This is a genomic window from Variovorax sp. J22R115 (assembly GCF_030317005.1).
Lineage (GTDB): Bacteria > Pseudomonadota > Gammaproteobacteria > Burkholderiales > Burkholderiaceae_C > Variovorax.
In genome coordinates this window covers 55,812-82,668 of the sequence record NZ_JASZYM010000022.1, presented here as the reverse complement: position 1 = coordinate 82,668, position 26,857 = coordinate 55,812, and the positions used below count along the sequence as shown (strand labels likewise).

General features: G+C 66.1%; 22 protein-coding genes. 12 read left to right on the top strand and 10 right to left on the bottom strand.

The genetic code is table 11. From position 1 onward, the window contains the following. Positions 1-2: 2 nt before the first annotated feature. The 9 genes from QTI04_RS29850 to QTI04_RS29810 form a co-directional block, all read right to left on the bottom strand. Positions 3-1,172: a BMP family ABC transporter substrate-binding protein gene (locus tag QTI04_RS29850; protein ID WP_286618833.1), complete on the bottom strand. Its 1,170-nt coding sequence runs from the start codon at positions 1,170-1,172 to the stop codon at positions 3-5. Positions 1,173-1,224: 52 nt separating this feature from the next. Next, positions 1,225-2,145: an ABC transporter permease gene (locus tag QTI04_RS29845; protein WP_286603715.1), complete on the bottom strand. Its 921-nt coding sequence runs from the start codon at positions 2,143-2,145 to the stop codon at positions 1,225-1,227. Further along, complete coding sequence (locus QTI04_RS29840; RefSeq protein WP_286618832.1) at positions 2,145-3,296, bottom strand: ABC transporter permease; 1,152 nt, start codon at positions 3,294-3,296, stop codon at positions 2,145-2,147. Before QTI04_RS29840 ends, QTI04_RS29845 begins: the two co-directional genes overlap by 1 nt. Continuing rightward, complete coding sequence (locus QTI04_RS29835) at positions 3,289-4,830, bottom strand: ABC transporter ATP-binding protein (RefSeq protein WP_286603717.1); 1,542 nt, start codon at positions 4,828-4,830, stop codon at positions 3,289-3,291. Before QTI04_RS29835 ends, QTI04_RS29840 begins: the two co-directional genes overlap by 8 nt. Before the next feature lie 69 nt (positions 4,831-4,899). Then, positions 4,900-6,264 carry an NCS2 family permease gene (locus QTI04_RS29830; RefSeq protein ID WP_286618830.1) on the bottom strand — a complete coding sequence of 455 codons (1,365 nt, stop codon included), beginning with the start codon at positions 6,262-6,264 and terminating at the stop codon, positions 4,900-4,902. 72 nt (positions 6,265-6,336) lie between these two features. Continuing rightward, positions 6,337-7,290, bottom strand: a complete 954-nt coding sequence (locus QTI04_RS29825) for a LysR family transcriptional regulator (RefSeq protein WP_286603719.1) — start codon at positions 7,288-7,290, stop codon at positions 6,337-6,339. 65 nt (positions 7,291-7,355) lie between these two features. After that, positions 7,356-9,782, bottom strand: a complete 2,427-nt coding sequence (xdhB, locus tag QTI04_RS29820) for a xanthine dehydrogenase molybdopterin binding subunit (protein WP_286618828.1) — start codon at positions 9,780-9,782, stop codon at positions 7,356-7,358. Between the two features lies 1 nt (position 9,783). Next, positions 9,784-11,367 carry a xanthine dehydrogenase small subunit gene (gene xdhA, locus QTI04_RS29815; RefSeq protein WP_286603721.1) on the bottom strand — a complete coding sequence of 528 codons (1,584 nt, stop codon included), beginning with the start codon at positions 11,365-11,367 and terminating at the stop codon, positions 9,784-9,786. 212 nt (positions 11,368-11,579) lie between these two features. Beyond that, positions 11,580-12,485 (bottom strand): LysR family transcriptional regulator, encoded by a 906-nt coding sequence (locus QTI04_RS29810; protein ID WP_286603722.1) that lies wholly within the window; start codon positions 12,483-12,485, stop codon positions 11,580-11,582. 95 nt (positions 12,486-12,580) lie between these two features. On the opposite strand from QTI04_RS29810, the gene QTI04_RS29805 reads away from it, so the two are divergent. The 10 genes from QTI04_RS29805 (at position 12,581) to QTI04_RS29760 (ending at position 23,107) form a co-directional block, all read left to right on the top strand. Further along, positions 12,581-13,777 carry a sorbosone dehydrogenase family protein gene (locus QTI04_RS29805; protein ID WP_286618827.1) on the top strand — a complete coding sequence of 399 codons (1,197 nt, stop codon included), beginning with the start codon at positions 12,581-12,583 and terminating at the stop codon, positions 13,775-13,777. Beyond that, positions 13,774-14,430 carry a c-type cytochrome gene (locus tag QTI04_RS29800; protein WP_286618825.1) on the top strand — a complete coding sequence of 219 codons (657 nt, stop codon included), beginning with the start codon at positions 13,774-13,776 and terminating at the stop codon, positions 14,428-14,430. Before QTI04_RS29805 ends, QTI04_RS29800 begins: the two co-directional genes overlap by 4 nt. Positions 14,431-14,522: 92 nt before the next feature. After that, positions 14,523-16,676 (top strand): indolepyruvate ferredoxin oxidoreductase subunit alpha, encoded by a 2,154-nt coding sequence (locus tag QTI04_RS29795; RefSeq protein WP_286618824.1) that lies wholly within the window; start codon positions 14,523-14,525, stop codon positions 16,674-16,676. 4 nt (positions 16,677-16,680) lie between these two features. After that, positions 16,681-18,297, top strand: a complete 1,617-nt coding sequence (locus tag QTI04_RS29790; protein ID WP_286618823.1) for an indolepyruvate oxidoreductase subunit beta family protein — start codon at positions 16,681-16,683, stop codon at positions 18,295-18,297. Between the two features lie 129 nt (positions 18,298-18,426). After that, positions 18,427-19,473, top strand: coding sequence for a TRAP transporter substrate-binding protein (locus tag QTI04_RS29785; protein WP_286618822.1), 1,047 nt, complete (start codon positions 18,427-18,429; stop codon positions 19,471-19,473). Between the two features lie 37 nt (positions 19,474-19,510). After that, the gene (locus QTI04_RS29780; protein WP_286603728.1) at positions 19,511-20,035 is read left to right on the top strand and encodes a TRAP transporter small permease; all 525 of its coding nucleotides are present in this window, start codon (positions 19,511-19,513) and stop codon (positions 20,033-20,035) included. Further along, positions 20,032-21,333, top strand: a complete 1,302-nt coding sequence (locus tag QTI04_RS29775) for a TRAP transporter large permease (protein WP_286618821.1) — start codon at positions 20,032-20,034, stop codon at positions 21,331-21,333. The genes QTI04_RS29780 and QTI04_RS29775 overlap by 4 nt, the downstream gene beginning before the upstream one ends. Then, the gene (locus QTI04_RS29770) at positions 21,333-21,746 is read left to right on the top strand and encodes a thioesterase family protein (RefSeq protein WP_286618820.1); all 414 of its coding nucleotides are present in this window, start codon (positions 21,333-21,335) and stop codon (positions 21,744-21,746) included. Before QTI04_RS29775 ends, QTI04_RS29770 begins: the two co-directional genes overlap by 1 nt. 126 nt (positions 21,747-21,872) lie before the next feature. Beyond that, a complete protein-coding gene (locus QTI04_RS29765; RefSeq protein ID WP_286618819.1) occupies positions 21,873-22,598 on the top strand; it encodes a cytochrome c oxidase assembly protein in 726 nt (241 codons plus the stop codon). After that, on the top strand, positions 22,595-23,107 hold the full coding sequence (locus QTI04_RS29760; protein WP_286618817.1) for a CopD family protein: 513 nt from the start codon (positions 22,595-22,597) through the stop codon (positions 23,105-23,107). Before QTI04_RS29765 ends, QTI04_RS29760 begins: the two co-directional genes overlap by 4 nt. Here QTI04_RS29760 and QTI04_RS29755 read toward each other — a convergent pair. Next, positions 23,071-23,577 carry a DUF2231 domain-containing protein gene (locus QTI04_RS29755; protein ID WP_286603735.1) on the bottom strand — a complete coding sequence of 169 codons (507 nt, stop codon included), beginning with the start codon at positions 23,575-23,577 and terminating at the stop codon, positions 23,071-23,073. The genes QTI04_RS29760 and QTI04_RS29755 overlap by 37 nt on opposite strands. Before the next feature lie 60 nt (positions 23,578-23,637). On the opposite strand from QTI04_RS29755, the gene coxB reads away from it, so the two are divergent. Next, positions 23,638-24,318, top strand: coding sequence for a cytochrome c oxidase subunit II (gene coxB / locus QTI04_RS29750; protein ID WP_286618853.1), 681 nt, complete (start codon positions 23,638-23,640; stop codon positions 24,316-24,318). Then, a complete protein-coding gene (gene ctaD, locus QTI04_RS29745; RefSeq protein ID WP_286618815.1) occupies positions 24,315-26,849 on the top strand; it encodes a cytochrome c oxidase subunit I in 2,535 nt (844 codons plus the stop codon). Before coxB ends, ctaD begins: the two co-directional genes overlap by 4 nt. Positions 26,850-26,857 lie beyond the last annotated feature (8 nt).

Here is a 26,857-nt window from a genome sequence, read left to right as displayed (position 1 = left end):
ATTTACTTCTTCTCGCCGCCGGGCACCGAGCCTTCGACGCCCTTGACGTAGAAGTTGACGCCGCTCAGGAACTTGTCGTCCGCCGCGGCGCCGGCAGCCACCAGTTCCTTGCCGTCCTGGCCGACGATCGGGCCCTTCCAGATCACGAAGCTGCCGTCCTTCAGGCCCTTCTTGACTTCCTCGACCTTGGCCTTGGTCTCGGCCGGCACGTCTTCGGCGATCGACACCAGGTCGATCGCGCCTTCCTTCACGCCCCACCAGCTCTGGCCGGTGACCCACTTGCCGTCCAGCATGTCCTGCGTTGCCTTGATGTAGTACGGCGCCCAGTTGATGGTCGCCGAGGCCAGGTGGGCCTTCGGGCCGTAGGCGGTCATGTCCGAGTCCCAACCGAAGGCGCGCTTGCCCTTTTCCTGCGCGGTCTTGAGCACGGCCGGCGAGTCGGTGTTCTGGAACAGCACGTCGGCGCCGCCGTTGATCAGCGCGGTCGCCGCCTCGGTTTCCTTCGGCGGACTGAACCATTCGTTGACCCACACCACCTTGGTCGTGACCTTCGGGTTCACCGATTGCGCGCCGAGCGTGAAGCTGTTGATGTTGCGCAGCACTTCGGGGATCGGCACCGAGCCGACCACGCCCAGCGTGTTGCTCTTGGTCATCGAGCCGGCAATGATGCCGGCCATGTACGCGCCTTCGTAGGTGCGGCTGTCGTAGGTGCGCATGTTCTCGGCGGTCTTGTAGCCGGTGGCATGCTCGAACTTGACGTCCTTGTTGTCGGCCGCGACCTTGAGCATGGGCTCCATGTAGCCGAAGGTGGTGCCGAAGATCAGCTTGTTGCCCTGGCTCACCATGTCGCGGAACACGCGCTCGGCGTCGGCGCCCTCGGGCACGCTTTCGACGAAGGTGGTCTTGATCTTGTCGCCGAATTCCTTCTCGATGGCCTTGCGGCCGTTGTCGTGCGCGAAGGTCCAGCCGCCGTCGCCGACTGGGCCGACATAGGCAAAGGCGATGTTCAACGGCGCTGCGGAGGCGGGTGCCGCGGCAGCCGGCGCCGGGGCCGGGGCGGCGGGTGCGGGTGCCGGCGCTTCTTCCTTCTTGCCGCAGCCGATGAGTGCGGCCGAAGCTACCGCCGTCAGGGCTGCCAGCTTGAGCAGGGAACGCTTGTTCAGATCATTCATTTGTTTGAAATCCTCAAAGGACAGGTTGGCGGAGAAACAAAACGAAACGCGATTATGAGCCGGGGTAGAACGGTTTTCCTATGGAGGCCGGCATGTTGACGCGGATGAAGGCCGGGTTGCGCGAGATCAGCGCCAGCACCACGATCGGCGCGATGTACTGCAGCATGCTGAGGAACTGGCTGGGCACGTTGACCCCGGTGCTCTGCAGGTGAAACCCCAGCATCGAGACGCCGCCGAACAGGTAGGCACCGAGCAGCACGCGGATCGGCCGCCAGGTGGCAAAGGTGGTGAGCGCCAGCGCGATCCAGCCGCGACCGGCGACCATGCCCTCGACCCACAGCGGCGTGTAGACGGTCGACAGGTAGGCCCCTGCCAAACCGCACAGCGCACCGCCCGCAATCACCGCCATGAAGCGGATGCGCCGCACCGGGTAGCCCAGCGCGTGCGAGGACTCCGGCGATTCGCCCACCGAGCGCAGCACCAGCCCGGCGCGCGTGCGGTAGAGGAACCAGATCAGCCCGATCGTGAGCAGCACCGCGAAATACACCATCGGGTGGTGCCTGAACAGCGCCGGCCCGACGAGCGGGATGTCGCCGAGCACCGGCAGCGCATACGACACGCTCTGGGGCAGCTTGGCCTGCACGAAGTTGATGCCCAGGAAGGCCGAGAAGCCGACGCCGAAAAGGCTGAGCGCCAGCCCGGTCGCGTACTGGTTGGTGTTGAGCCAGATGACCAGCACGCCGAAGAAGGCCGACAGCAGCGCACCCGCCGCCATGCCGGCAAGGAATCCGAGCCAGTTGTTGTGCGTGGTCACGACCGTGGCGAAGCCGGCGATGGCGGCACAGAGCATGATGCCCTCGGCACCGAGGTTCACGATGCCGGCCTTCTCGTTGATCAGAAGGCCCAGCGCCGCGATGGCGAGCACCGTGCCGGCGCTGAGAGTCGACCCTAGGAGGAGTGCGTAGCTTTCCATCATGCGGCTCCTTCGGTGGGACGGGCAACGGGTGCGGTGAGAGGTGTGCTGGCTTGCAGCGACGAGGTGCCCGGCATCGCCGCGACAGCCTTGGGCGCCGACTTGCGCCGGATGCGATAGGCGATCAGCGTGTCACACGCCAGCAGCGTGAACAACAGCAGCCCCTGGAACACACCCGTCAGCGACTTCGGCAGCCCGAGCCGCGACTGCGCAAGCTCGCCGCCGATGTAGAACATGCTCATCAGGATCGCCGAGAAGATCATCCCCACCGGATGCAGCCGCCCGACGAAGGCCACGATGATCGCAGCGAAGCCGTAGCCGGCCGGCACGTAGGGGTTGAGCTGGCCGATCGGGCCCGCCACTTCGAGTGCCCCGGCAAGGCCCGCCGCCCCACCCGAGGTCAGCAGCGCGATCCACACCGCGCGCCGTGCCGAGAAGCCCGCGTAGCGCGCGGCGGCCGGCGCCAACCCGCCGACCTGCTGCGCGAAGCCCGCGCGCGTGCGGAAGAGAAACACCCACAGCGCCGCCGAACCGATCAGCGCGATCAGCAGGCCGATGCTCACCCGCGAGCCCTTCATCAACCGAGGGATCTGCGTCACCGCCTCGAAAGTCTTGGTCTGCGGAAAGTTGTAGCCCTGCGGGTCTTTCCATGGCCCGTAGACCATGTAGCCCAGCAGCAACGTCGCGACGTAGACCAGCATCAGGCTCACGAGGATCTCGTTCGCGTTGAACTTGTCGCGCAGGAAAGCGACGATGCCGGCCCACACCATGCCGCCGGCGATGCCCGCGACCAGGATCGCCGCGACGATCCACGATCCCGTGGTCTTGTCGGCCAGCAGCGCAACGCCGCCGGCAGCGATGGCGCCAAAAACGAACTGGCCCTCGGCACCGATGTTCCACACATTCGAGCGAAAGCACACCGCAAGTCCGAGCGCGATGATCAGCAGCGGCGTCGCCTTGACCATCAGTTCGCCCAGCGCATAGCCGCTCTTGATCGGCTCCCAGAAAAACACCAGGAGCCCCTTGACGGGGTCCTTGCCCAGCAGCGCGAAGAGCACCATGCCGATCACCACCGTGACCAGTAACGCCAGGATCGGTGAGCCGTAGCTCCAGAAGCGCGAGAGCTGCGGGCGGGGTTCGAGCTTAAGCATGTGCCACCTCCGCGGACGCCGTGGCGGCGTGATGCGATCTGTCCCACAAACCGCTCATCCACTCGCCGATCTGCGGCACGGTGGCCGCGGCGCGGTCGATCGAAGGCGAGAGCCGGCCCTTGGCGATCACGTGCAGCCGGTCGCTGATCTCGAAGAGTTCGTCGAGTTCCTCACTCACCACGAGCACCGCACAACCGGCGTCGCGCAGTGCAAGAATCTCCCCGCGGATGAGCGCCGCAGCGCCCACATCCACGCCCCAGGTCGGCTGGGAGACGATGAAGATCTTCGGATTCGCGTCGATCTCGCGACCGACGATGAACTTCTGCAGGTTGCCGCCCGACAGCGAGCGTGCCGCCGCGTTGGGCCCACCGGCCTTGACGTTGAAGCGCTGGATGATGTCGCTCGCATGCTGCTGCAGCGCGCGGGTGCGAATCCAGCCGCCCTTGCCGACCGCGTTACCGCGGGTCAGCAGCAGGTTGTGCGCCAGACCGAGCGTCGGTACCGCGCCGCGGCCCAATCTTTCTTCCGGCACGAAATGCAGCCCCAGCGCACGCCGCCGGCGCGGTCTGAAATGCGCGGCCGGCTGGCCGAAGACCTGGATCATCGGCGCCTCGGCGCGCGTGTCTTCGCCTGAGAGCGCGTAGAGCAGTTCCTTCTGGCCGTTACCCGACACGCCGGCAATGCCCACCACCTCGCCGGCGCGCACGTCGAGCGAGATGCCGTCGAGATCGACGCCGAACTGGTCCTCGCGCGCCAGCGTCAGGCCTTTGACCTGCAGCGCTACCGCGCCCGCGTGGATCGGCCGGTGCGTAAGCGGCGGCGGCTCGGCGCCGATCATCAGGCGCGACAGCGATTCGTTGGATTCGTTCTGCGGGTTGCACACCCCTGTCACCTTGCCGCCGCGCAGCACCGTGCAGGCCGTGCACAGTTCGCGGATCTCGTGCAGCTTGTGGCTGATGTAGAGGATGCTGCACCCTTCGGAGGCCAGCTTCTTGAGCACGACGAAGAGCCTTTGCACCGCCTGCGGCGTCAGCACCGAGGTCGGCTCGTCGAGGATCAGCAGCTTGGGATCGGTCAGCAGCGCGCGGATGATCTCGACGCGCTGCATCTCGCCGACCGACAGGGTGTGGACCGGCCGCGAGGGATCCATATCCAGTCCGTACTCGCCTGCCTTGGCCTCCACCCGGCGCGCCACCTCGGCCAACGCCAGGCTCTTGTCGAGCCCGAGCCAGACGTTCTCGGCCACGGTCAGGGTGTCGAAGAGGCTGAAGTGCTGGAACACCATGCTGATGCCCAGCGCCCTCGCCTCCTGCGGATTGCGCACGTTGACCGGCTGGCCGTTGAACATCACGCTGCCTTCATCCGGCTTCACAGAGCCGTAGATGATCTTCATCAGCGTGGATTTGCCGGCGCCGTTTTCGCCGAGAACCGCGTGGGTTTCACCGGGCGCCACCGTCAGCGAAACATCGCTGTTGGCGACCACCGCGGGATAGCGCTTGGTGATGTGCGCGAGCTGTAATCTGTGGATTGTCATGCCTATGCCTGGCCTGTGGGTTGTCGTTCGAGCCCTGAATCGCCCCCCGGGGCGATCGCCTTATTGTCGTCAGTGTCCGCCGATGTAAATGAACTTGAAAAGGAACACGCCGCCGATCAGCCACACCATCCAGTGCACCTGTTTGGCCTGGCCGGTGAACAGCTTGAGCACTGCATAGGTGATGAAGCCAAAGGCCAGGCCGTTGGCGATGGAATAAGTGAAAGGCATCGTCAGTGCCGTCACGGCAGCCGGGATGACCTCGGTCGTCTCGTCCCAATCGAGTTCGGTCAGTTCCCTAAGCATCAAACAGGCCACGAAGAACAGAGCGGGTGCGGTGGCATAGGCCGGCACCGCGCCAGCCAGCGGCGAAATGACCAGCGCCGCGAGGAACAGAACCGCCACCGTGAGCGCCGTGAGGCCCGTGCGGCCGCCGGCCTGCACGCCCGCAGCGCTCTCGACATAGGCGGTCGTGCTGGAGGTGCCCAGCAGCGAGCCCGCGAAGATCGCGCCGCTGTCGGCCAGCAGCGCCTTGTTGAGCCGATCCATCTTGCCCGGGACCAGCAGGCCGGCACGCCGGGCCACGCCCATCAGCGTGCCGGTGGCGTCGAACAGCTCAACCAGGAAGAAGACCAGGATCACGTTCAGGATGCCACCCGAAAGCGCCGACTTGATGTCCAACTGCAGGAAGGTTGGCGCGATCGACGGCGGCGCCGCGAAGATGCCGTGGAAGGTGTTGCCGCCGAAGAAGAAGGACAGCACGGTGACCGCGATGATGCCGATCAGGATCGCGCCGGGCACCTTGAGCCGGTCGAGCACCACGATCAGGAAGAAGCCCAGCGTCGCCAGGACGACCTGCGGCGTGTGCAGGTCGCCGAGCGTGATGTAGGTCGCCTTCGACGGCGCCACGATGCCAGCGCTCTTGAGCGCGATGATCGCAAGGAAGAGACCGATTCCGACCGTGATCGCGATGCGGATCGATTGCGGGATGCCGCGGATGATGAGCTCCCGCAGCTTGAACACCGTGACCAGCAGGAAGAGGCAGCCCGAGACGAACACCGCTCCCAGCGCTGCCTGCCACGTGAAGCCCATCTGCAGCACGACCACGTAGGCGAAGTAGGCGTTGAGCCCCATGCCCGGCGCCAAGGCGATCGGGTAGTTGGCGTAGAGCGCCATGATGCCCGTGCCCAAAGCGGCGATCAGGCAGGTGGCGACGAACACCGCGTCCTTCGGCATGCCCGCGTCGCCGAGGATCGACGGGTTGACGAAGATGATGTAGGCCATCGTCAGGAAGGTGGTGAGGCCCGCCACCAGTTCGGTGCGAATCGTGGTGTTGTGCTCCCTGAGCTTGAACACCCGTTCCAGCAAGCCTGTCGAGGCGGGCTGCGCTGGGGCTCCGTGCTCCTTGATGTCGAGCACTTGTTCTGTCCGGTTCATCGTCTTGTCTCCGAGTCTTTATGGATCGATGGCGTTGTCTGTCCTTGCTCGCGACGCCGGCGCGAGATCTATCTATTCGGGGCCGCCCGCCACCGCCTGGGGCCGCAGCGATGCCGCCACGGCCTTCGCCCGCTCGCGCAGCCAGCGCGCCGAGCTCGACGAATGCGTGCGCTCATGCCAGAGCTGGTAGTACATGAGGCGCGGCAGCGGCACCGGGCATTCGAGGATCGCGACCGGCAGCCGGTCGAGGAAGCGCTCGCAATACTGGCGGCCGGTGGTCAACACCAGCAGGCTGGACGCCACCATGTCGGGGATGAGACCGAAGTGCGCGCAGCGTGCCGTGATGTTGCGCTGGCGGCCCATCTCGTCGAGCATCTGGTCGATGATCCCGCGCGCGCCGGGATGGGTCGGCGTCGGTGCGATGTGCTCGGCCGCGAGCCAGCTCTCCAGGTCCCAGCCGCGCCGCACGGCCGGATGGTCCTTGTTGACCAGCGAGACGATCTCGTCGCCGAACAGGCGCGCCATGTGCAGGTCTTCCGGCGGCTTCAGCCAGTTGCCGATGACGACGTCGACCTGCCCGAGCGAGAGGTGCGCGTGATAGTCCGAATCGGAGGTCAGCGGATGGATCTCGATGTGGCACAACGGCGCCTGGCTCTTGATCTGCGCCACCAGCTGCGGCAGGAAGATCGGGTCCATGTAGTCGCTCGCCGCGATGCGGAAGGTGGTGGCCGCCGTCTGCGGATCGAAGCCGCGTGCATCGCTGAACAGCACCTCGGCCGAACGCAGGATCGCCGCCGCGGGTTCGATCATCCGCAGGCCCGCATCGGTCGGCACCATGCCCGACCCGGAGCGCACCAGCAACGGGTCGCCCGACAGTTCGCGCAGCCGCTTGAGGGCTGCGGAGACGGCGGGCTGGTACATCCCCAATCGGATGGCGGCACGCGAGACGCTGCGGTCGGTGAGCACGGTGTGTAGAACCCGGATGAGATGAAGATCGATCTTGTCGAGAAGCGCTTGGTCTCTCATAGCTGCCCACGGTGGTCTGGAATGTGCGGGCAGTTATACAGCGCTGCATTCACATGGAGGTGCCCTCAGGCGGCGGTGTTCTGGACCGCGGTGATCGCGCGGAGAATCGACTCGCTCGTGGCAGGCGCGCGCAACGGTGGATCGACCTTGTGATCCCCCACTGCCGACACCGCGTCGCGGATCGCGAAGAAGACCGAGAACGGCAGCAGGAGCGGCGGCTCGCCGACGGCCTTGCTGCGGTGGATCGAGTCCTCGAAGTTCTGGCCTTCGAACAGCCGCACGTTGAACACCGGCGGGCAGTCGTTGGCCGTCGGGATCTTGTAGGTACTCGGCGCGTGCGTGGTCAGCAGGCCCGTCTTGGGATGCCACACCAATTCCTCGGTCGTAAGCCAGCCCATGCCCTGGATGAAGGCGCCCTCGACCTGGCCGATGTCGACCGCCGGATTCAGCGACTTGCCGGCGTCGTGCAGGATGTCGGCACGCAGCAGCTTCCATTCGCCGGTGAGCGTGTCGACGATCACCTCGCTCACTGCCGCGCCGTACGCGTAATAGAAGAACGGGCGGCCGAACATCTTGTCCTTGTCCCAGCTCAGGCCGGGGGTGGCGTAGAAGCCGTCGGACCAGAGCTGCACGCGATCGAGGTAGGCCTCGCCCACCACGCTGCTGAAGGAGAGCGTGCGGCCGTTGACCTCGACCTTGTCGTTGGCGAAGCGCACCGCCGACGCATCCCCGCCATGGCGGCTGGCGGCGCAGGCGGCGAGCCGCTCGCGGATCTGCCGCGCGGCGTCCTGCGCGGCCTTGCCGTTCAGGTCGGCGCCAGTCGATGCGGCGGTGGCCGAGGTGTTGGCGACCTTCTGCGTATCGGTGGCCGTGACCTTCACGCTGTCGAAGCTCACGCCCAGCTCATGCGCCACCACTTGCGCCACCTTGGTGTTGAGCCCCTGCCCCATCTCGGTGCCGCCATGGTTCACGAGGATCGAACCGTCCGTATAGACATGGACCAGCGCGCCGGCCTGATTGAAGTGCTTCACATTGAACGAGATGCCGAACTTCAGCGGCGCCAGCGCGATGCCGCGCTTGAGCACCGGGCTCTTCGCATTGAAAGTGGCGATCTCTTCGCGACGCGTGCGGTAGTCGCTGCTCGCTTCGAGGTCGGCCACCAGTTCGTGAATGATGTTGTCGCTCACGATCTGCCCGTACGGCGTGACGTTGTTTTCGCCCTTGCCGTAGAAATTGACGCGCCGCACATCCAACGGATCGCGCCCGAGCTCGCGCGCCACGCTGTCGAGGATGTTCTCGATCGCGATCGCACCCTGCGGACCGCCGAAGCCCCGGAAGGCCGTGTTGCTCTGCGTGTTGGTCTTGCCCGAAAAACCGTGCATGGCCACGTCGGGCAGCCAGTAGGCGTTGTCGAAGTGGCACAGCGCACGCGTCATCACCGGGCCCGACAGATCGGCGGAATGACCGGCACGCGAAACCATCGTGATCTCGGCGCCGAGGATGCGGCCTTCGTCGTCGTAGCCGACTTCGTATTCGTACCAAAAGCAATGGCGACGGCCGGTGATCATGAAGTCGTCGTCGCGGTCCAGCCGCAGCTTGACGGGGCGCTTGAGCTTGTTCGCGGCGACCGATGCCACGCAGGCGAAGAGCGCCGATTGCGATTCCTTGCCGCCGAAGCCACCGCCCATGCGACGGCATTCGACGTGCACCTCGTTCGCGTGCAGATGCAGCGCGTGCGCCACCAGGTGCTGCATCTCGCTCGGGTGCTGCGTCGAGCAGTACACGTGCATCGTGCCGCCCTCTTTCGGGATGGCGTAGCTGATCTGGCCTTCGAGATAGAACTGCTCCTGACCGCCGACATCGAGCTCGGCCTTGAGCCGGTGCGGCGCCTTCACGATCGCGGCCTGCGCGCCGCCTTCGTTCGTGGCGCGCACGAGGTGCATCGGCGGCACGACGTACTGCTCCTTGGCGTGCGCGTCCTGCGGCGTGAGCACGGGCGGCGCGGCCTCGATGTCGAGCGCGTCCTTGGCGCGGGCTGCGGCACGACGAGCGGCGTCGCGCGTCTCGGCGATGACTGCAAAGACCGGCTGGCCCATGTAGCGGATGTCGCCGCTGCACAGGATGGGGTCGTCATGGATGATCGATCCGCAATCGTTGCTGCCCGGAATGTCGGCTGCCGTGATCACGGCAACCACGCCCGGCATGGCGCGGATGGCGTCGAGCTTCATGTCCTTGAGCCGGCCATTGGCCTCGGGTGACAGGCCCAGCGCGCAATGCAGCGTGCCGGCGAGTTCGGGAATGTCGTCGATGTAGGTCGCTTCACCCGCGACGTGCAACTGGGCCGACTCGTGCGGCCGGCTGATGCCGACGCGCGCGCCGTCGCCGTGTGCCTTCGCTTCAGCGCGTTCGTCGATGCGCGCGGCCGCGTTGGTCAGGTAGTCGGCAAAGGCCTCGGCCGACTTGAACAGGCTGGGATCGAGGGGTTTGTTCATCTCATGCTCCTTCGACGCTCGTTTCGTGGGGCATCACGCTCCAGACGCTGGTGGCCTCCACCGGCAACGGATCGTTCGTGCGTGTTTCCAGCCACAGGCGCTGCAGCAGGTTCTGCGCCACCTGCAGGCGGTAGTCCGCACTCGCGCGCATGTCGGTCAGCGGCTTGAAATCCTGCGCGAGCGCCAGCTTGGCGGCGTTCACGCTGGCCTGCGTCCAGGGCTTGCCGAGCAGCGCAGCCTCGGCCTGCGCGGCGCGCTTCACGGTTGCAGCCATGCCGCCGAAGGCGAGGCGCACTTCCTTGACGACGTCCCCGTCCAGTTCGACAGCGAAGCCGCCACACAGCGCGGAAATGTCGCAGTCGAAGCGCTTGCTGATCTTGTAGGCCCGCACCTGGCGCTGGAGCGCTGCGAGCGGAACCGAAAGTCCCTGGACGAACTCGCCAGGCTCCAGCCGGTTCTTCATGTAGTCGACATAGAAATCCGGCAGCGGCATGCGGCGCACCTTCTCGCCTCGGCGCAATTCGATCTCGGCATCGAGCGCCATCAGCACCGGCGGCGAATCGCCGATGGGCGAACCGTTCGCGACGTTGCCGCCCATCGTCCCGGCGTTGCGAATGGGTGGCGATGCGAAGCGAAGCCATACGTCCGTGAGGCTCGGCACCCGCTGGGTCAGCGCGCGGAAGGCGATCTCCAGCGAGGCCCCGGCGCCGATATAGAGGGCGTCGCCGCGCTCCTCGACTGTCTTCATCTCGGCCACGTCACCGACGAAGATGATGTCGCCGAGATCGCGGAACTGCTTGTTGACCCAGAGGCCCACGTCGGTCGAGCCGGCGAGGAGCTGCGCCGTCGGCTTGGCTTCGCGCAGCGCGGCGAGTTCGGCCAGGGTGGTCGGGGCATGGAAGCGGTCCAGGCGCTGGCCCAGAGGGGCGGCGTATTCGAAGGTCTGGTCGTGCCGCAGGCTGGAAAGCGCATCCACCACGGGCTGCGTTTCGAGACGCACGTCGGGCAGGTCGAACATGCGCTGGCCGGCGTCGAGGATCGGCCGGTACCCGGTGCAGCGGCACAGGTTGCCCGAGAGATCGTCGGCCAGTTGCTGGCGCGTCGGCCGCGTGCCGTCGGCCTGGTGGTGTTCGTAGGTGGACCAGAGCGACATCACGAAGCCCGGCGTGCAGAAGCCGCACTGCGAGCCGTGGCAGTCGACCATCGCCTGCTGCACCGGATGCAGGCGCTGCACCGGGTGCTTGTCGTGCTGCTGCGGGTCGTGGCCGTGGCTGCATTGCGCCTTGAGATCCTCGACCGTGAACAGCGCCTTGCCGTGCAGCGTCGGCAGGAACTGGATGCAGGCGTTGACCGTCGACAGGCGCAGGCCGCCGATGGCGCCCTTCTCGTCGTTGTCGGCCAGTTCGCCGATCACCACGGTGCACGCACCGCAATCGCCCTCGTTGCATCCCTCCTTGGTGCCGGTGCAGCGGGCGTCCTCGCGCAGCCAGTCGAGCACCGAACGCGTCGGATGCACGCCGCTGACATCGACGATCCGGCCGCGGTGGAAGAAGCGGATGGGTTGGGTGCTCGGGGTCATGCTCATGCTCGTGGGGGCTTGGTTATCGCGATCAAAAATCGGGCCAACTGGAAGTTAGTGCTTTGGCGCGCCGAATGCATACGGTCGCGGCCATAGCGCCTATGTGGGGGTTGGTATGTGACGCTCGGGAAAACCCTTGGGCCGAGTTCCATTGTGTTCCCGCGAGAGCTCCGGGAACAGTGCTGCGCGCCGCCGACGCGGGGGATCGCTTCGCGGCGCTAGATGAACAGGTCCCGGATTACCTGCCGCAGCCACCGGTTCGCCGGATCGGCCTCGAAGCGCTTGCTCCAGTGCAGCGACACGGTGAAATCCCTGAGCGGAAACGCCGGCTCGACGATCGCGTAGCCGCCCTCCTCCGCGAAGCCGCGCGCGATGTTGCGCGGCATCACGACCGCCAGGTCGGTCGCGCGGACGATGGCCGGAAGCACCATGAAATGCTCGGTCGTCAGGCGCACGCGGTCTTCGAGATTCAGCAATTGAAGAATGCGCAGCGTCTCCGCATGCGTGCGCACCGCGACGTACTCCAGCTTCTGCAGCGATGCCAGCAGCGCTTGGCCGTTGCGCCGCGAACGCGCGAAGGGATGGCCCTTGCGCAGCAACACGATGTAGCGATCCTTCAGCAGCGTCACGCGCTGCGTATCCCCTACCTTGGGCAGGAAGCCGAAAGCGAAGTCGACCCGGCCGCCGTCGAGCGCGGGGGCGATCTCGGTGGGTTGCAGCGGCAATGTCTCCAGCCGCACGCCGGGCGCCAGTTCGCCGAGCCGGGCCATCAGCGACGGCAGGAAGCGGCCCTCGCCGATGTCGCTCATGTGGATGCGGAAGGTCTTGCGCGAGTCGCCCGGCTCAAAGCGGTCGGGCTCATTCAAGGCGACTTCCAGCGTGCCCAATGCCGACTGCACCGCCACCGCCAGCCGGTCGGCACGCGGCGTCGGCGATACGCCGCCCGGCGCGCGGATGAAAAGCGCGTCCTTCAGCAAAAGCCGCAGCCGGCCCAGGCCATGGCTGGCCGCGGGCTGCGTGAGCCCGAGCGACTCGGCCGCCCGGCTCACGTTTCGGGCGCGGTAGACGGCGTCGAACAGGCGCAGGAGGTTCAGGTCGATGGCATCGATATGCATAGCATTCATGTTGCTTAGCTCGATTATTCTATTGAAGCCGATTCGCCGCGACCGCAAACTCGCAAGCGGCATCCAGCCGACTTACAACGAGAAGGAGACACGACATGGCCACCATCCGTCCGTATGCGGCAATTGCCGCACTGCTCTGCGCGGCCACCGCCGCATGGGCCCAACAGCCACCGGCCGATGAACCCGGCTGGGCCAAGGGCCGACCAAAAACCGAAGCCGCCAACCGCCTGGCGCCGGTGCCGGCCTTTCCGATACCGACCGCAGTCGACCAACTGCCGACGAAGAAGTTCAAGCTGCCGCCGGGCTTCAAGGTCGAGACCTGGGCGTCGGGCGTGCTCGACGCGCGCGAACTGCGCCAGGGCGCCAAGGGCAATGTGTTCGTGAGCACGCTGTTCGTCGGCAACAAGGTCTACGCGATCCCCGAGAAGGGCCCGCATGAGCCCAAGACCATCATCGACAAGATGGAGATGGCCACAGGCATCGAGTACTACAAAGGTTCGCTCTATGTCGCGACCAACACAAAAATCATGCGGTACGACAACGCCGAGGACAAGCTCGACAACTTGGGCACGCCGGTGGTGTTGTTCGACAAGCTGCCTGGCGGCCAGGACCACAGCTGGCGCTACCTGCGCGTTCACGACGACAAGCTCTACTACGCGGTCGGTGCGCCCTGCAACCTCTGCAACCCCGATGAACGGCACGCGCGCATCTTCCGCATGAACCTCGACGGCAGCAACATCGAGACGGTCGCGCAAGGGGTGCGCAACACGGTGGGCTTCGACTTCGACCCGAAGACAGGCAACCTCTGGTTCACCGACAACGGCCGCGACTGGTTCAGCGAGGACCTGCCGAACGACGAGCTCAACCAGATCACAGCGAAGGACCAGCATTTCGGTTATCCGTTCTGCCACCAGGGCAACATCCTCGACAGCGAATTCGGCTGGGGCAAGAGCTGCAACGACTACGCCAAGCCCGCCGCGCTACTCGGCCCACATGCCGGCGCACTGGGCCTGACCTTCTATCGCGGAAAGATGTTCCCGCCCAAGTACCAGGGCGCGATGTTCATCGCTCGCCATGGCCCCTGGAACCGCTCGGTGAAGTACGCCGACGTCGCGGTCGCCTGGCCCGACGGCAAGGGCGGCGCCAAGGTCGAGCCGTTCATGACCGGATTCGTCGAGAACAACACCTACCTCGGCCGGCCTGTCGACTTCCTCGTGCTCAAGGACGGATCGATGCTGGTGAGCGACGATCATGCCGGTGCGATCTACCGCATCAGCTACGGCGGCAAATGAGGCGAGGGGCACGACTCGCGATTTCGTTAGGGGCGGCGGCGTGCCTGAGCCTCGCGGCGCTGCCCGCCAGCGCGCAGCAGGGCAAGGGCACTGGCAGTCCCGCCAGCGCCAGCTATGCACAGCGATTCGCGTCGCTGTGCGCGGCGTGCCATGGCGCCAATGGGCGCAGCGACATGCCGGGAACGCCGGCCCTGGCCGGACAGCATTCCTTCTACGCCATCACGCAGCTCTTTTTGTTTCGTGAAGGCCGTCGCGCCAACGAAGCGATGACTGCAGTGGCGAAGACCATGACCGACCAGGACCTGCGCGGCTTCTCCGATTACATCGGCACCTTGCCGCCGGTACCGGCCCCTGCGCCTGCCACGCCGCCCGACGCGGCGCGCATGGCGCGCGGACAGGCCCTGGCACAGGAGCACCGGTGCGTGATGTGCCACGGTGCCGACCTGAGCGGCGGGCAGCAGGTGGCGCGCATCGGGCAGCAGCGCGAGGACTACCTGCAGATGACGCTGCGTGAGTTCAAGTCGGGCAAGCGACCGGGCTACACGCAGGCGATGGGCGAAGCAGTGAGCCGTATCCCACCCGAGGACCTGGACACCATCGCCTACTACGTGGCGCACTTTCCCAGCGCACCAGCCAAACCAGCCGGCAAATAGGAGCGGATCGAGGAAAGCGGCGTCGGCACGGTCACGACGCCAGCTCCGCGCACCCGAACCCACGACAACACAGGCCAACGGAGTCAAGACGCTTGGAAGTTTCATTCAGCAAGGAAATCGAGGCACTGCGCCTCGGTGCGGGCGACACCTTTCACGGCGAGGGCATCCTCGCCATCACCAAGGGGCTGCTGCAATCGGGCGTGGCCTACGTCGGCGGCTACCAGGGCGCGCCGGTGTCGCACCTGCTCGACGTGATGGTGCAGGCCAAGCCATACATGGACGAACTCGGCGTGCATGTGGAAGCCTGCTCCAACGAGGCCTCGGCGGCGGCGATGCTCGGCGCGTCGATCCACTATCCGCTGCGCGGCGCCGTAACATGGAAGTCGATCGTCGGCACCAATGTCGCGGCCGATGCGCTGTCCAATCTTTCATCGCCTGGCGTCAAGGGCGGTGTGCTGATCGTGGTCGGCGAGGACTACGGCGAGGGCGCCTCCGTCATCCAGGAGCGCACGCATGCCTACGCGCTCAAGTCCAGCATGTGCCTGCTCGATCCGCGGCCCGACCTGGGCATGATGGTGAACATGGTGGAGCACGGCTTTCGCCTCTCCGAACACTCGAACATGCCCTGCATGATGGAGTTGCGCATCCGCACCTGCCACGTGCGCGGCAGCTTCGAATGCAAGGACAACGTGCCGCCACCGGTCTCCACCCGCGCGCTGATGGAAGAGCCGGCCGGCTTCGACTACATGCGCCTCGCACATCCGCCCGTGACCTTCCGCCACGAGAAGCTCAAGGGGGAGGAGCGGCTGCCCGCCGCGCGGCGCTACATCGCCGAACACCGGCTCAACGAGTTGGTCCCCGGCACGCATGCCGACCTCGGCATCGTGGTGCAAGGTGGCCTCTACAACGCGCTGATCCGCAGCCTCCAGCAGGTCGGCCTGGCGGATGCCTTCGGCGCGACGGACATCCCCTTGCTGGTGCTCAACGTCGCCTATCCGCTGGTGCCCGAGCAGGTCGCCGACTTCTGCGTGGGCAAGCGCGCGGTCCTGGTGGTCGAGGAAGGCCAGCCCGAATACATCGAGCAGGAGATCGCCACCCTTCTGCGCCGCCGCGACGTCCAGACGCCGCTGCACGGCTGCGACATGCTGCCGGCAGCGGGCGAGTACGGCGTCGAGGTGCTCGCGACGGGCCTGAGCCAATTCGCCGCCCGCTACCTGCCCCAGCACGCGCAAGACTCGGCAAAGGGCTGGCTCATGGGCAACCGCGATCGCCGCGCCGCCGTCGCGACGAAGCTCCAGGCGCCGCTGCCCAACCGCCCGCCGAGCTTTTGCATCGGCTGCCCCGAGCGCCCTGTGTTCGCGGCGCTCAAGCTCGCGCAGCAGGACAGCGGGCCGGTGCACATCGCGGCCGACATCGGCTGCCATGCCTTCGGCACCTTCGAGCCTTTCTCGATGGGCCATTCGATCCTCGGCTACGGCATGAGCCTCGCGAGCCGCGCGGGCGTGTCGCCGATGATGCAGCGCCGGGCACTGTCGATCATGGGCGATGGCGGCTTCTGGCACAACGGACTACTGACCGGCGTACAGAGTGCGCTCTTCAATGACGACGACGCTGTGCTGCTGATCTTCAAGAACGGCTACACCTCGGCCACCGGCACGCAGGACATCATCTCCACGCCTGACGACGAGGTGAAGGAGCGCGCGGTCGACAAGCAGCAGAGCCTGGTCGACAAGAACCAGACCATCGAGTCGACGCTGAAGGGCCTCGGTGTGCAGTGGCTGCGCACGGTGTACACCTACGACGTCGACAGGATGCGCAAGACGCTCAACGACGCCTTCACCAGCGATTTCAACGGGCTGAAGGTGATCATTGCCGAGGGCGAATGCCAGCTCGAGCGCCAGCGCCGCATCAAGCCGTGGATCGCCAGCCTGCTTCAGCGCGGCGAGCGCGTGGTGCGCGTGAAGTACGGCGTCGACGAAGATGTGTGCAATGGCGACCATGCCTGCATCCGCCTGTCCGGCTGCCCCACGCTCACGATCAAGGACAATCCGGACCCGCTGAAATTCGACCCCGTGGCGGTGGTCATCGACGGCTGCGTGGGCTGCGGACTGTGCGGCGCGAATGCGCATGCGGCCACCCTGTGCCCGAGCTTCTATCGCGCGGAGGTGGTGCAGAACCCCAAGTGGCACGAACGGCTTCTGCACAGCCTGCGTGGTGCGGTGGTCCGTGCACTTCAACCGGCTTGACGCGATGAACCGCACCCAACCCGTCACCCTGCTGGTCTGCGCCCTCGGCGGGGAAGGCGGCGGCGTGTTGACCGAATGGCTGGTCGACACAGCGCGCCATGCCGGCTATGCGGCGCAGAGCACCTCGATCCCCGGCGTCGCACAGCGCACGGGCGCCACCACCTACTACGTCGAAGTGTTCCCGGTGCCGCTGGCCGAACTGGGCGGACGCAAGCCGGTCTTCAGCCTGAGCCCGGTGCCGGGTACGCTGGACGCCATCATCTCGTCGGAGCTGCTGGAGACCACACGCCAGATCAGCAACGGCATGAGCGCGCCGGAACGAACCCTCGTCATCACCTCGTCCAGTCGGACGCTCACCACGGCAGAGCGCGTGCAGCCCGGCGACGGCCGCGCCGACGCGCAGCGGCTGCTGGATGTCGTCAAGGCCTTCAGCCGCGAGCATCACGTGTTCGACATGGGCACCGCGGCGCGCGAAGCCGGCACGGTGGTCAGCGCCGTGATGCTCGGCGCCATCGCCGGCAGCGGGCTTTTTCCGTTTCCGCGCGAAGCGTACGAGCGCGTGGTGCGCGGCGGCGACACCGGCGCGCCCGAAAAGCCCGGCAAGGCGGCCGAGGCGAGCCTGCGTGGCTTCGCGAAGGCTCTCGACACCGTCAACACACCGCGACAGCAGGCTGCGCTCGTCACGAGCCTGCTGGCGACGACAGCGAACGATGTGCCCTCCCCGCAAGCGTTGTCACCGGCGGTGGCATGCCTCTTTCCACCGTCGGTGCATGACATGCTCGCGCTCGGCCATGCGCGCGTGCTCGACTACCAGGACGCCGACTACGCCATGCTGTACGTCGAACGGCTGCAGAAGGTGCTGGCTGCCGAAGGTGCCGTCGATCCTGCGGGCGCCGAAGGCTTCGCGATCACTCGCGAGATGGCGCGCTGGCTCGCGCTGTGGATGGCTTTCGACGACATCGTGCGCGTCGCCGAGCTGAAGAGCCGTGCCAGCCGTGCGCAGCGCGTACGCAACGAAGTCAAGGCGACCGACGGCGACATCGTGAAGGTCTATGACCACTTCAAGCCCGGTGCACCCGAGTTCGCGGCACTGCTCCCGGCCTCGCTCGCCCATCGCGTGACGGCCTGGGACCGTCGCCGCAAGACCCCGTGGGCGCTGCCACTCAAGGTAGGCAGTCATTCGGTGCTGGGCATGGCCTCGCTGCGCGTGCTGGCCTCACTGCGCTGGCTGCGCAAGCGCGGGAATCGCTTCGCCGAGGAACAGGCGCTGATCGGCCGCTGGCTCGATGCCGTGGTCAGCGGCACGCGCGAGGATTGGCGCCTCGGCCACGAGCTTGCGTCGTGCGGCCGGCTCATCAAGGGCTACGGCAGCACCAACGAGCGCGGCAAGCACAACCTGCTGCACGTGATCGACCACCTCGCAGTCGCGCCGCTACCGGACGCATCGCCTTCCACAAGAGCGACCGCGATTGCCGCCGCGCGCGAGGCCGCACTCGCCGACGATGCCGGCACCGCGCTGGATGCCGCGCTGGTGCGCCATGGCGCACCGCCCCGCCCCGTGAAGGCGCAGCCGATCCGCTGGATGAAGCGCCAGCAGGACTCGACAAGGCGTGCACGCTGACTCAAGGTAAACGCCGATTTACGGCGCACCTGACTCTTATAAAAAATAATCGATTGCGCACTGCACAAAGACGAAGACAAAGCGCATCGACGGATCTCGATTCCATCCCACTCGCAAGGAGACAAACCCATGTCGACAACCCGCTTCACGACCTCGGCCGCCATGCGCGCCGTGCTGGCCCTTTCGGCCGTGCTGGCCCTGACCGCCGCGCCGGTGCAGGCGCAGGACAAGCCCGTCAATCTCAAGATGTCGAGTTGGGTGCCGGCGCAGCATCCGCTGAATCCGTCGCTGCAGGCTTGGGCCGATGACATCAAGAAGGCATCCAACGGAACGATCACCGCAACGCTGTTCCCGTCGGAACAGCTCGGCAAGGCCTTCGACCACTACGACATGGCGCGCGACGGCATTGCCGACTTCGCCTACATCAACCCTGGCTACCAGCCGGGCCGCTTCCCGATCATGGCGGGCGCCTCGCTGCCCTTCCTGTTCTCCAACGGCAAGGACGGTTCCGCCGCGATCGACGAGTGGTACCGCCAGTACGCCGCCAAGGAAATGAAGGACGTGAAGTTCTGCTTCGCCTTCGTGCACGACCCCGGCACCTTCCACGCGCGCAAGAAGATCACGCTGCCCACCGACATCAAGGGAATGAAGATCCGCCCCGCGACCAGCACCATCGGCCAGATGGTCACCTCGCTCGGCGGCACCAACGTACAGGCCTCGGCGCCCGAATCGCGCGACATGCTGGAGCGCGGCGTGGCCGATGCCATCACCTTCCCGTGGGGCTCCATCGGCCTGTTCGGCATCGACAAGGTGGTGAGCTTCCACATGGACGTGCCGCTCTATGTCACGCCCTTCGTCTGGGCCATGAACCAGGGCAAGTACGACAGCATGTCGCCCGCGCAGAAGAAAGTCATTGACGACCACTGCACGAGCGAATGGGCGCAGAAGGTCGCCACGCCGTGGGCCGACTTCGAATTCTCCGGCCGCGCCAAGATCGGGTCGCAGCCGGGCCATGAGATCTACAAGCTCACGCCGGACCAGCTGGACGCCTGGCGCAAGGCCACCGCGCCCGGTGAAGCGCAATGGGCTGAAGGCGTGAAGAAGGTCGGGCAGGATCCCAAGGCGGTGATGGATTCGCTGAAGGCCAGCCTGGCCAAGAACAAATCGGCACTGTGATCTGTAGGTTGCCCGTCGATCGTGCGATGGAGTTGCAATGACGAAGCGTGCTGAAAACGTCATGGACAAGATGATCAACACGATCGAATGGCTGGCGGCCATGTTCGTGGGGATCGTGGCATTGAACATCTTCATTGCCGTTGTGCTGCGCAAGTTCTTCGACACCTCGATCCCCGACTCCTACGACTTCGGCCGCATGCTCCTGGGCATCCTGATCTTCTGGGGCATCGCCGCGACCAGCTACCGGGGCGGCCACATCACGGTCGACCTGGTTTGGACCGCGGCCGGCCCGCGCATGAAGCGCTGGATCGACGTGTTCGCCACGCTCGTGCTGCTGTTCGTCGTCGCGGTGCAGACCGCCACGCTGTTCGACAAGGTGCGCGCGACCTACGTCGACCACGTGCTGACCTACGACATGAACATCCCGACCTGGCCCTTCTACGCAGTGGCGTGGCTCGGCGATGTGTCGGCCGTTGTGCTGATCGCCATTCGCACCTATCGATTGATCTTCCACCCCGAGTTGCTCCATGACGAGAAGCCTGAAATGAAAGCGGACGAATGAGCACCGATGCAATTGCCGTTCTCGGCTTTGTCGTCCTGTTTGCGTTGATGCTGCTGCGCGTCCCGGTCGGGATGGCGATGGGATTGGTAGGTGTGACGGGCTACGCATGGATCGTCGGCCCCGGCCCCGCGCTCAAGCTGGTCGGCCAGACCTCCATGCGCACGGTGACCGACTACACATTCGGCGTGATCCCGATGTTCATGCTGATGGGCGCGCTGGTCTCCGTCTCCGGCGTGAGCCGTGAACTCTTCAAGGCGGCCAACTCGATGATCGGTCACCTGCGCGGCGGCCTGGGCGTTGCCACGGTGCTGGCCTGCGGTGGCTTCGCGGCCATCTGCGGCTCGTCGGTTGCGACGGCGGCGACCTTCTCCGCGGTGGCCTATCCGGAAATGCGGCGCTTCAACTATCCGCAGTCGTTCTCCACCGGCGTCATCGCGGCGGGCGGCACGCTGGGCGCGATCCTGCCGCCGTCGACGGTGCTGGCCGTCTACGCCATCCTCACGCAGCAGGACATCGGCAAGCTCTTCATGGCGGGCATCGTCCCCGGCATCCTGGCGATGGCGATGTACGTGCTGACCATCGTGCTCATCGTCAAGGTCCGGCCCGATTGGCTCCCCGGCGGAGAGGTCAAGCCCTGGAAGGATCGCATCGCCGACCTGAAGAACGTGTGGGCGCCGCTGGTGCTGTTCGTCTTCGTGATCGGCGGTCTCTACGGCGGATTCTTCACGCCCACCGAGGCCGGCGGCGTGGGTGCGAGTGGTGCTTTCATCCTCGGTTTGCTGCGACGCAAGCTCGACGGCCCGAAGATCCGCGAGGCCCTGCTGTCGGCCACGCGCACGGCGGCGGCGGTGTTCACGGTGCTGATCGGCGCGCTCCTGTTCGGCTACTTCCTCACCATCACGCAGAGCCCACAGAAGCTCACCGAGTTCCTCACGAGCCTGGGCATCGGCCGTTACGGCGTGCTCGCGCTCATCATGCTGATGTACCTCGTGCTCGGCTGCCTGATGGACGCGATGGCGATGATCATCCTGACCGTGCCCATCATCTTCCCGGTGATCGTGCATCTCGGCTTCGACCCGATCTGGTTCGGCGTGATCATCGTGATGACGGTGGAGCTGGGCCTGATCCATCCCCCTGTGGGGATGAACGTCTTCGTCATCAAGAGCGTGGTGAAGGATGTGAGCTTCACGACCATCTTCAAGGGCGTGCTGCCATTCATCCTGACGGACATCATTCGTCTGGTGATCCTGATCGCGTTTCCCATCATTGCCTTGTGGCTCCCAACGAGAATGGGGTGATGAACATCGAAGTCATCCATACCGTTCGCGTCGAGTTCGGCGACTGCGACCCCGCCGGCATCGTCTGGTTTCCCAACTTCTTCCGCTGGATCGACGCGGCCTCGCGCCACTTCTTCGCGGAGCGCGGCGTGCCGCGCTGGGAAGAAACGGCCGAGACGCTCGGCGTGATCGGCACGCCGCTGGTCGACACCCACACCCGCTTCGTCAAGAGCGCCAGTTATGGCGACACGCTGAGCATCGCCGTCACCATCCCGGAATGGCGCGACAAGAGCTTCGTACAGCGCTACCGCGTGACGCGCGGCGAGGATCTGATCCTCGAATGCGAGGAGGTGCGGATCTTCGCGGCCAAGCGCGAGGGCGGCGGCATCCGGGCGGTGCCGATTCCGCCGCAGGTCAGGCGACTGTGCGAGTAGCTGCTGACTTGATCAACGCCTAGACGAAGCACTTGAGTCCCGGTACGACCGCGACTATCCTGTTCCGGAGACAGTTCCGGCCCCACGCCACGGCGTGGCCGCAAAACGGGAAGAGGACGTCGCGCCATGATGGATTTCATGATCGCCTACTGCGGCCCTGCCGCGGTCCCGGAGGACTTCTGGTCGCGTTGGAATAGCGATCCGCTGCTGCTGGTCGCCCTCTCCGTTCTGGCATTCGCGGTGGCCAGCGGGCGTTCGTCCGATGCCCGCGCCGGCTGGGGCGCGATCGCGCTGATGGGGATCGTCTTCGTCTCGCCGCTTTGCGCGCTGTCGTCGGCGCTGTTCTCGGCGCGGGTGCTGCACCACATCATCCTGATCTCTGCCGTGGCGCCTCTGCTCGCGCGCGCTTTCCCGCAGCGTCGGGCGAACCGAGTGCCCTTGGCAACGCTGGTCGCGGCACATGCCGTCATTCTGTGGCTCTGGCATGCGCCCGGTGCTTACGCCTGGGGCCTGGCCAGCGTGCCGGCCTACTGGCTGATGCAGATCTCGCTGCTCGGCAGCGCCTGGCTGATGTGGCGGGCGATCCTGGCGCCCGCGGTGCATTCCGGTCCTGCCCTGCTGGCGCTCGCGGCGACGATCGGGCAGATGGGTCTTCTGGGCGCGGTGATCGTGTTCGCGTCCGTGCCGCTGTATGCGGTCCACATCGCGAGCACGGCGTCGTGGGGACTCACGCCGCTCACCGACCAGCAACTGGCCGGGCTGCTGATGTGGGTGCCCGCGATGCTGCCCTATCTTGGCGTGGGCCTGTGGATCGCGTGGTCCAGCCTTCGCCCCAGAGAGCCGGCGCTGTGACCACCTTCCTCAAGTTCGCCCACCTCGCCGCGATCGCGATCTGGTCGGGCGGCCTGCTCGCCCTGCCCTTCCTGTTCTGGCAGCGCAGGACGCTCACCGCGGGTCCGGATCTCGATCGACTGCATCGCATCACGCGTCTGGTTTTCGTGGAGCTCACTTCGCCCGCTGCCTTCATCGCGATCGGCACCGGGACGGCGCTGATCTTTCTGCAGGCCACCTTCGTGGAATGGTTCTCCGTGAAGATGGTGCTGGTCGGTGTCATGGCCATGCTGCACGTACTGGCCGGTCTCGTGCTGTTGCAGCTCTTCTCACCCACGGGCCGGTTCGGGCGGCTTTCCTATGCGGCACTGATGAGCGCCTACGTTGTGGTGATCGCGGGGATTCTCTGGGTGGTGCTGGCCAAGCCGCACTTCGACTCGAACACGTTCGCCGCGCACCTCTTCGAGCCCGGTGCGCTCGGCCGATGGATGCATCAATCCTTCGGCGTGACCAAGATGCCGACGCCATGATCGAACACGAGCTTGCCTCCATGCCAGCCGGCAAAGCCCACCATCACCGAGGACAGGGCCGACAGGGCCAGCCCGTGCGGCAGGACGGACACCGGGTCGACCAGTCGCAAGCCCCAGTTGGCCCCCGCGATTGCAACCAGGGTCATCGCCGCCACGGCATGGGACCAGCTCGCTTCCAGCATTCGGATGCCGCGCACGAGCAGCAGTTCGCCCGTGCCGACGATGCTGGCGGCCACGCCGGTCCAGAAAGCGGCGCCGGCCGACCAGAGTCCCGTCCGCAGCCAGAACGCATCGCCCGTCCACCAGTAAAAGACATCCACGCCCAGCGTCGCGACGACGAAGGCGACCGGGAAGTGCACCATCATCACGTGGATCGGGTGCCCGACGAGGGCCACCGCCGAGCCGATGTCGAGCCGGTTCAGTTCCAGGAGAACCTCGCTGGGAGGTGCGGTGCTGTCGCCTTTCGCCATGGTTCTCCTCCTTCGCGCCGGGTGCGGCGGATGTGGAACCATCGTAGTCCCTTGCTTCGGATGCTCCAAGCCGGATCGATGGCGGCGCTCGCGGGCTGCAAGGGTCCACTGTCTACCCTCGACCCCTCGGGACCGGCCGCTGCTTCGATCGCCACGATGTGGTGGGTGATGCTGATCGGCGCCGGGGTTCTCTTCCTGCTGCTCATGACGCTGTTCATTCAGGTCGTCCGCCGTCCGGGTTGGGGATCGAGCGTTTCGCCCACGCGCTGGATCGTGATGGGCGGTCTGGTGCTGCCGGCCGTGGTGCTGCTGCCTCTGCTGGCGTATGGCCTGGTGGTCGGCGAGCGACTGCTGCCGCTGCCGGGCAGCGCGCCGCCGCAACGCATCGAGGCCGTGGCGCAGCAGTGGACCTGGACCTTCCGCTATCCCGAGCGCGGCGGCATCGAGACGCGCAACGTCCTGCTCCTGCCCGCCGGCACACCGGTCGACATGGTGGTGACGAGCAAGGACGTGATCCATGCCTTCTGGGTGCCGCGCTTTGCCGGCAAGATCGATGCGGTGCCCGGCAAGGTGAACCGGCTGCGCATCCAGGCCAACGAGCCGGGACGCTACGAAGGAACCTGCGACGAGTTCTGTGGCACGGGCCATGCGCGCATGCGCTTCGTCATCATCGTGCATCGACCGGAGGACTTCTCCGCCGCGCTGACGCAGGCCACCACGGCACCGGAGGCCAAGCAATGAGCGGAACCGACGACGCGCGGGCAGAGGGCAGCGCATTGCGCCTGCACCGGCAACTGAGCCGGATCTGGGCCACCGGGCCGGGATGGCAGCGCTTCGCCGCCGTCAATCACTCGGTCATCGGCGTGCGGATGATGGTCACGTCGTTCGTCTTCTTCGCCATCGCCGGTGTGCTGGGCATGCTGACGCGGGTGCAACTCTCCACCCCGCACTCAGGCTTTCTCGACCCGGAGACCTACAACCAGGTCTTCACGATGCACGGCTCGATGATGCTGTTCCTCTTCGCCATTCCGATGGTGGAAAGCTTCGCGGTCTACCTGACGCCGAAGATCCTCGGCACGCGCGACTTCGCCTTTCCGCGGCTGACCGCCTACGGCTACTGGTGCTATCTGTTCGGCGGCACGATCCTGACCTGGTCGCTGATCGCCGGGGTCGCGCCCAACGGCGGGTGGTTCATGTACACGCCGCTGAGCTCCAGAGCCTTCACGCCGGGCATCAACTCCGACGTCTGGCTGCTCGGCATCACCTTCGTCGAGATCTCGGCGCTGTCGCTCGCGGTGGAGATCACCGTCTCGATCCTCAAGATGCGCGCGCCGGGCATGTCGCTCGATCGCATGCCGATCTTCGCCTGGTACATCCTCGTGACGGCGATGATGATGATCGTGGCCTTCCCGCCGCTGATCCTGGGCTCGATCCTGCTCGAGATCGAGCGTGCTTTCGGCCTGCCCTTCTTCGATCCCACGCGCGGCGGCGACTCGCTGCTGTGGCAGCACCTGTTCTGGCTCTTCGGCCATCCGGACGTCTACATCATCTTCCTGCCGATGGCGGCGGTGCTGTCGACCATCATTCCGGTCTTCGCCAACCGGTCGCTGGTCGGCTACCGCGCAATCGTCGTCGCGATCATCGCGCTCGGCTTTCTGAGCTTCGGCATCTGGGTGCACCACATGTTCACCGTGGGCATCCCGCATCTGGCGCTTGCCTTCTTTTCCGCCGGGTCGGCCATCGTCGCGGTGCCCACCGCGGTGCAGATCTTCGCGTGGCTTGCGACGCTGTCGCACGGCAAGCCGCGCTGGGACGTGCCGATGCTCTACATCTTCGGCTTCTTCTTCGTCTTCGCGATGGGCGGCCTGACCGGTGTGATGCTCGCGATGGTGCCCTTCGACTGGCAGGCGCACGACACCTACTTCGTCGTCGCCCACATGCACTACGTGGTGGCGGGCGCGCTCGCCTTCCCGATGATGGCCGGGCTCTACTACTGGCTGCCGCTGCTGACCGGGCGCGCCGCGGTGCACCGCCTGTCGGTGCCTGCCTTCTGGCTGATCTTCATCGGCTTCAACCTGACCTTCTTCATGATGCACCTGACCGGCCTGATGGGCATGCCGCGGCGCATCTACACCTACAACGGTGACGAAGGCTGGAACGCGCTCAACCTGCTGTCCTCGGTCGGCAGCTTCGTGATGACGATCGGTTTCGGCCTGCTGGTGATCGACCTGATCGTGCAACTGCGTTACGGGCGCCGCGCGCGGCGCGACCCCTGGCGTGCCCAGACCTTCGAATGGGCGATGCGGATTCCGCCGGCGCCTTATGCCTTTGCATCGATCCCGCACGTGGGCGTGCAGACCGATGGCGTCGCACCGGGCGATCTCGCACTGAGCCTCGCACGCGGCGAAGGCTATCTGGGTTTCGTGCGCAACGGCTGGCAGGAGACCATCGGCGTGCACGCGACGAGCGGCAAGCCCGACCAGTTGGTCGTGCTGCCGAATCCGACCTATCTGCCGCTGGTCACCGCCATCGTCACCGCGGGCGCCGTGCTGGCGATGCTGTTCAGCTTCTACTTCCTGTCGCTCGCGCTGGCGCTGGTCACTTTCGGTCTGTTCATCTTCGCGGGGCAGCGTGCCGGCCTGCCGCGCGACTACGGCCCGCTGCCTGTGGGGCTCGGCGTCTCCGTGCCACCCCACACCGAGGTGGCCAGTTCGCCGGCCTGGCTGTCGCTTATCTGCTCGTTGGTGGCCAACGGCACGCTGTTCACTTCGCTGGTGTTCGGCACCTTCTACCTGTGGCTCGCCGGTGCCCATTGGCAGACGATGACGCCGCCCGAACCGAGCCGCCTGCTGGCCTTCGGCGCCATCGCCGGCCTCGCGGTCGCGGCGGTGGCGTCACGCGGCGCGCTGAAGGCGGTCATCGCGGGGCGCAGCGCGATGGGCTGGATCGGCCTGACGGCGCTCATGCTGCTGGCCACCATCGTCGCCACCGTGGGCCTGATCATGGGCCTCGCGCCGCGTCCCACCGAACATGCGCTCGGGTCGACCGCTGCGGCGTTGCTCGGCTACGTGGGGCTGCATGCCTTCATCGGCCTGCTCTTCCTCATCAGCAACGTGCTGCGCATCGGCGCCGGCTTCGTCTCGCAAAGGCGGCACACGGACCTGCGACTGACGCGCCTGTGGATCGACTACACGCTGGCGACGGGCGTGATCGCGCTGGGACTGGTGCTCGCACTGCCTGCGCTGGTGACGGTGCTTGGAGTGCGGCCATGAGCGACGCG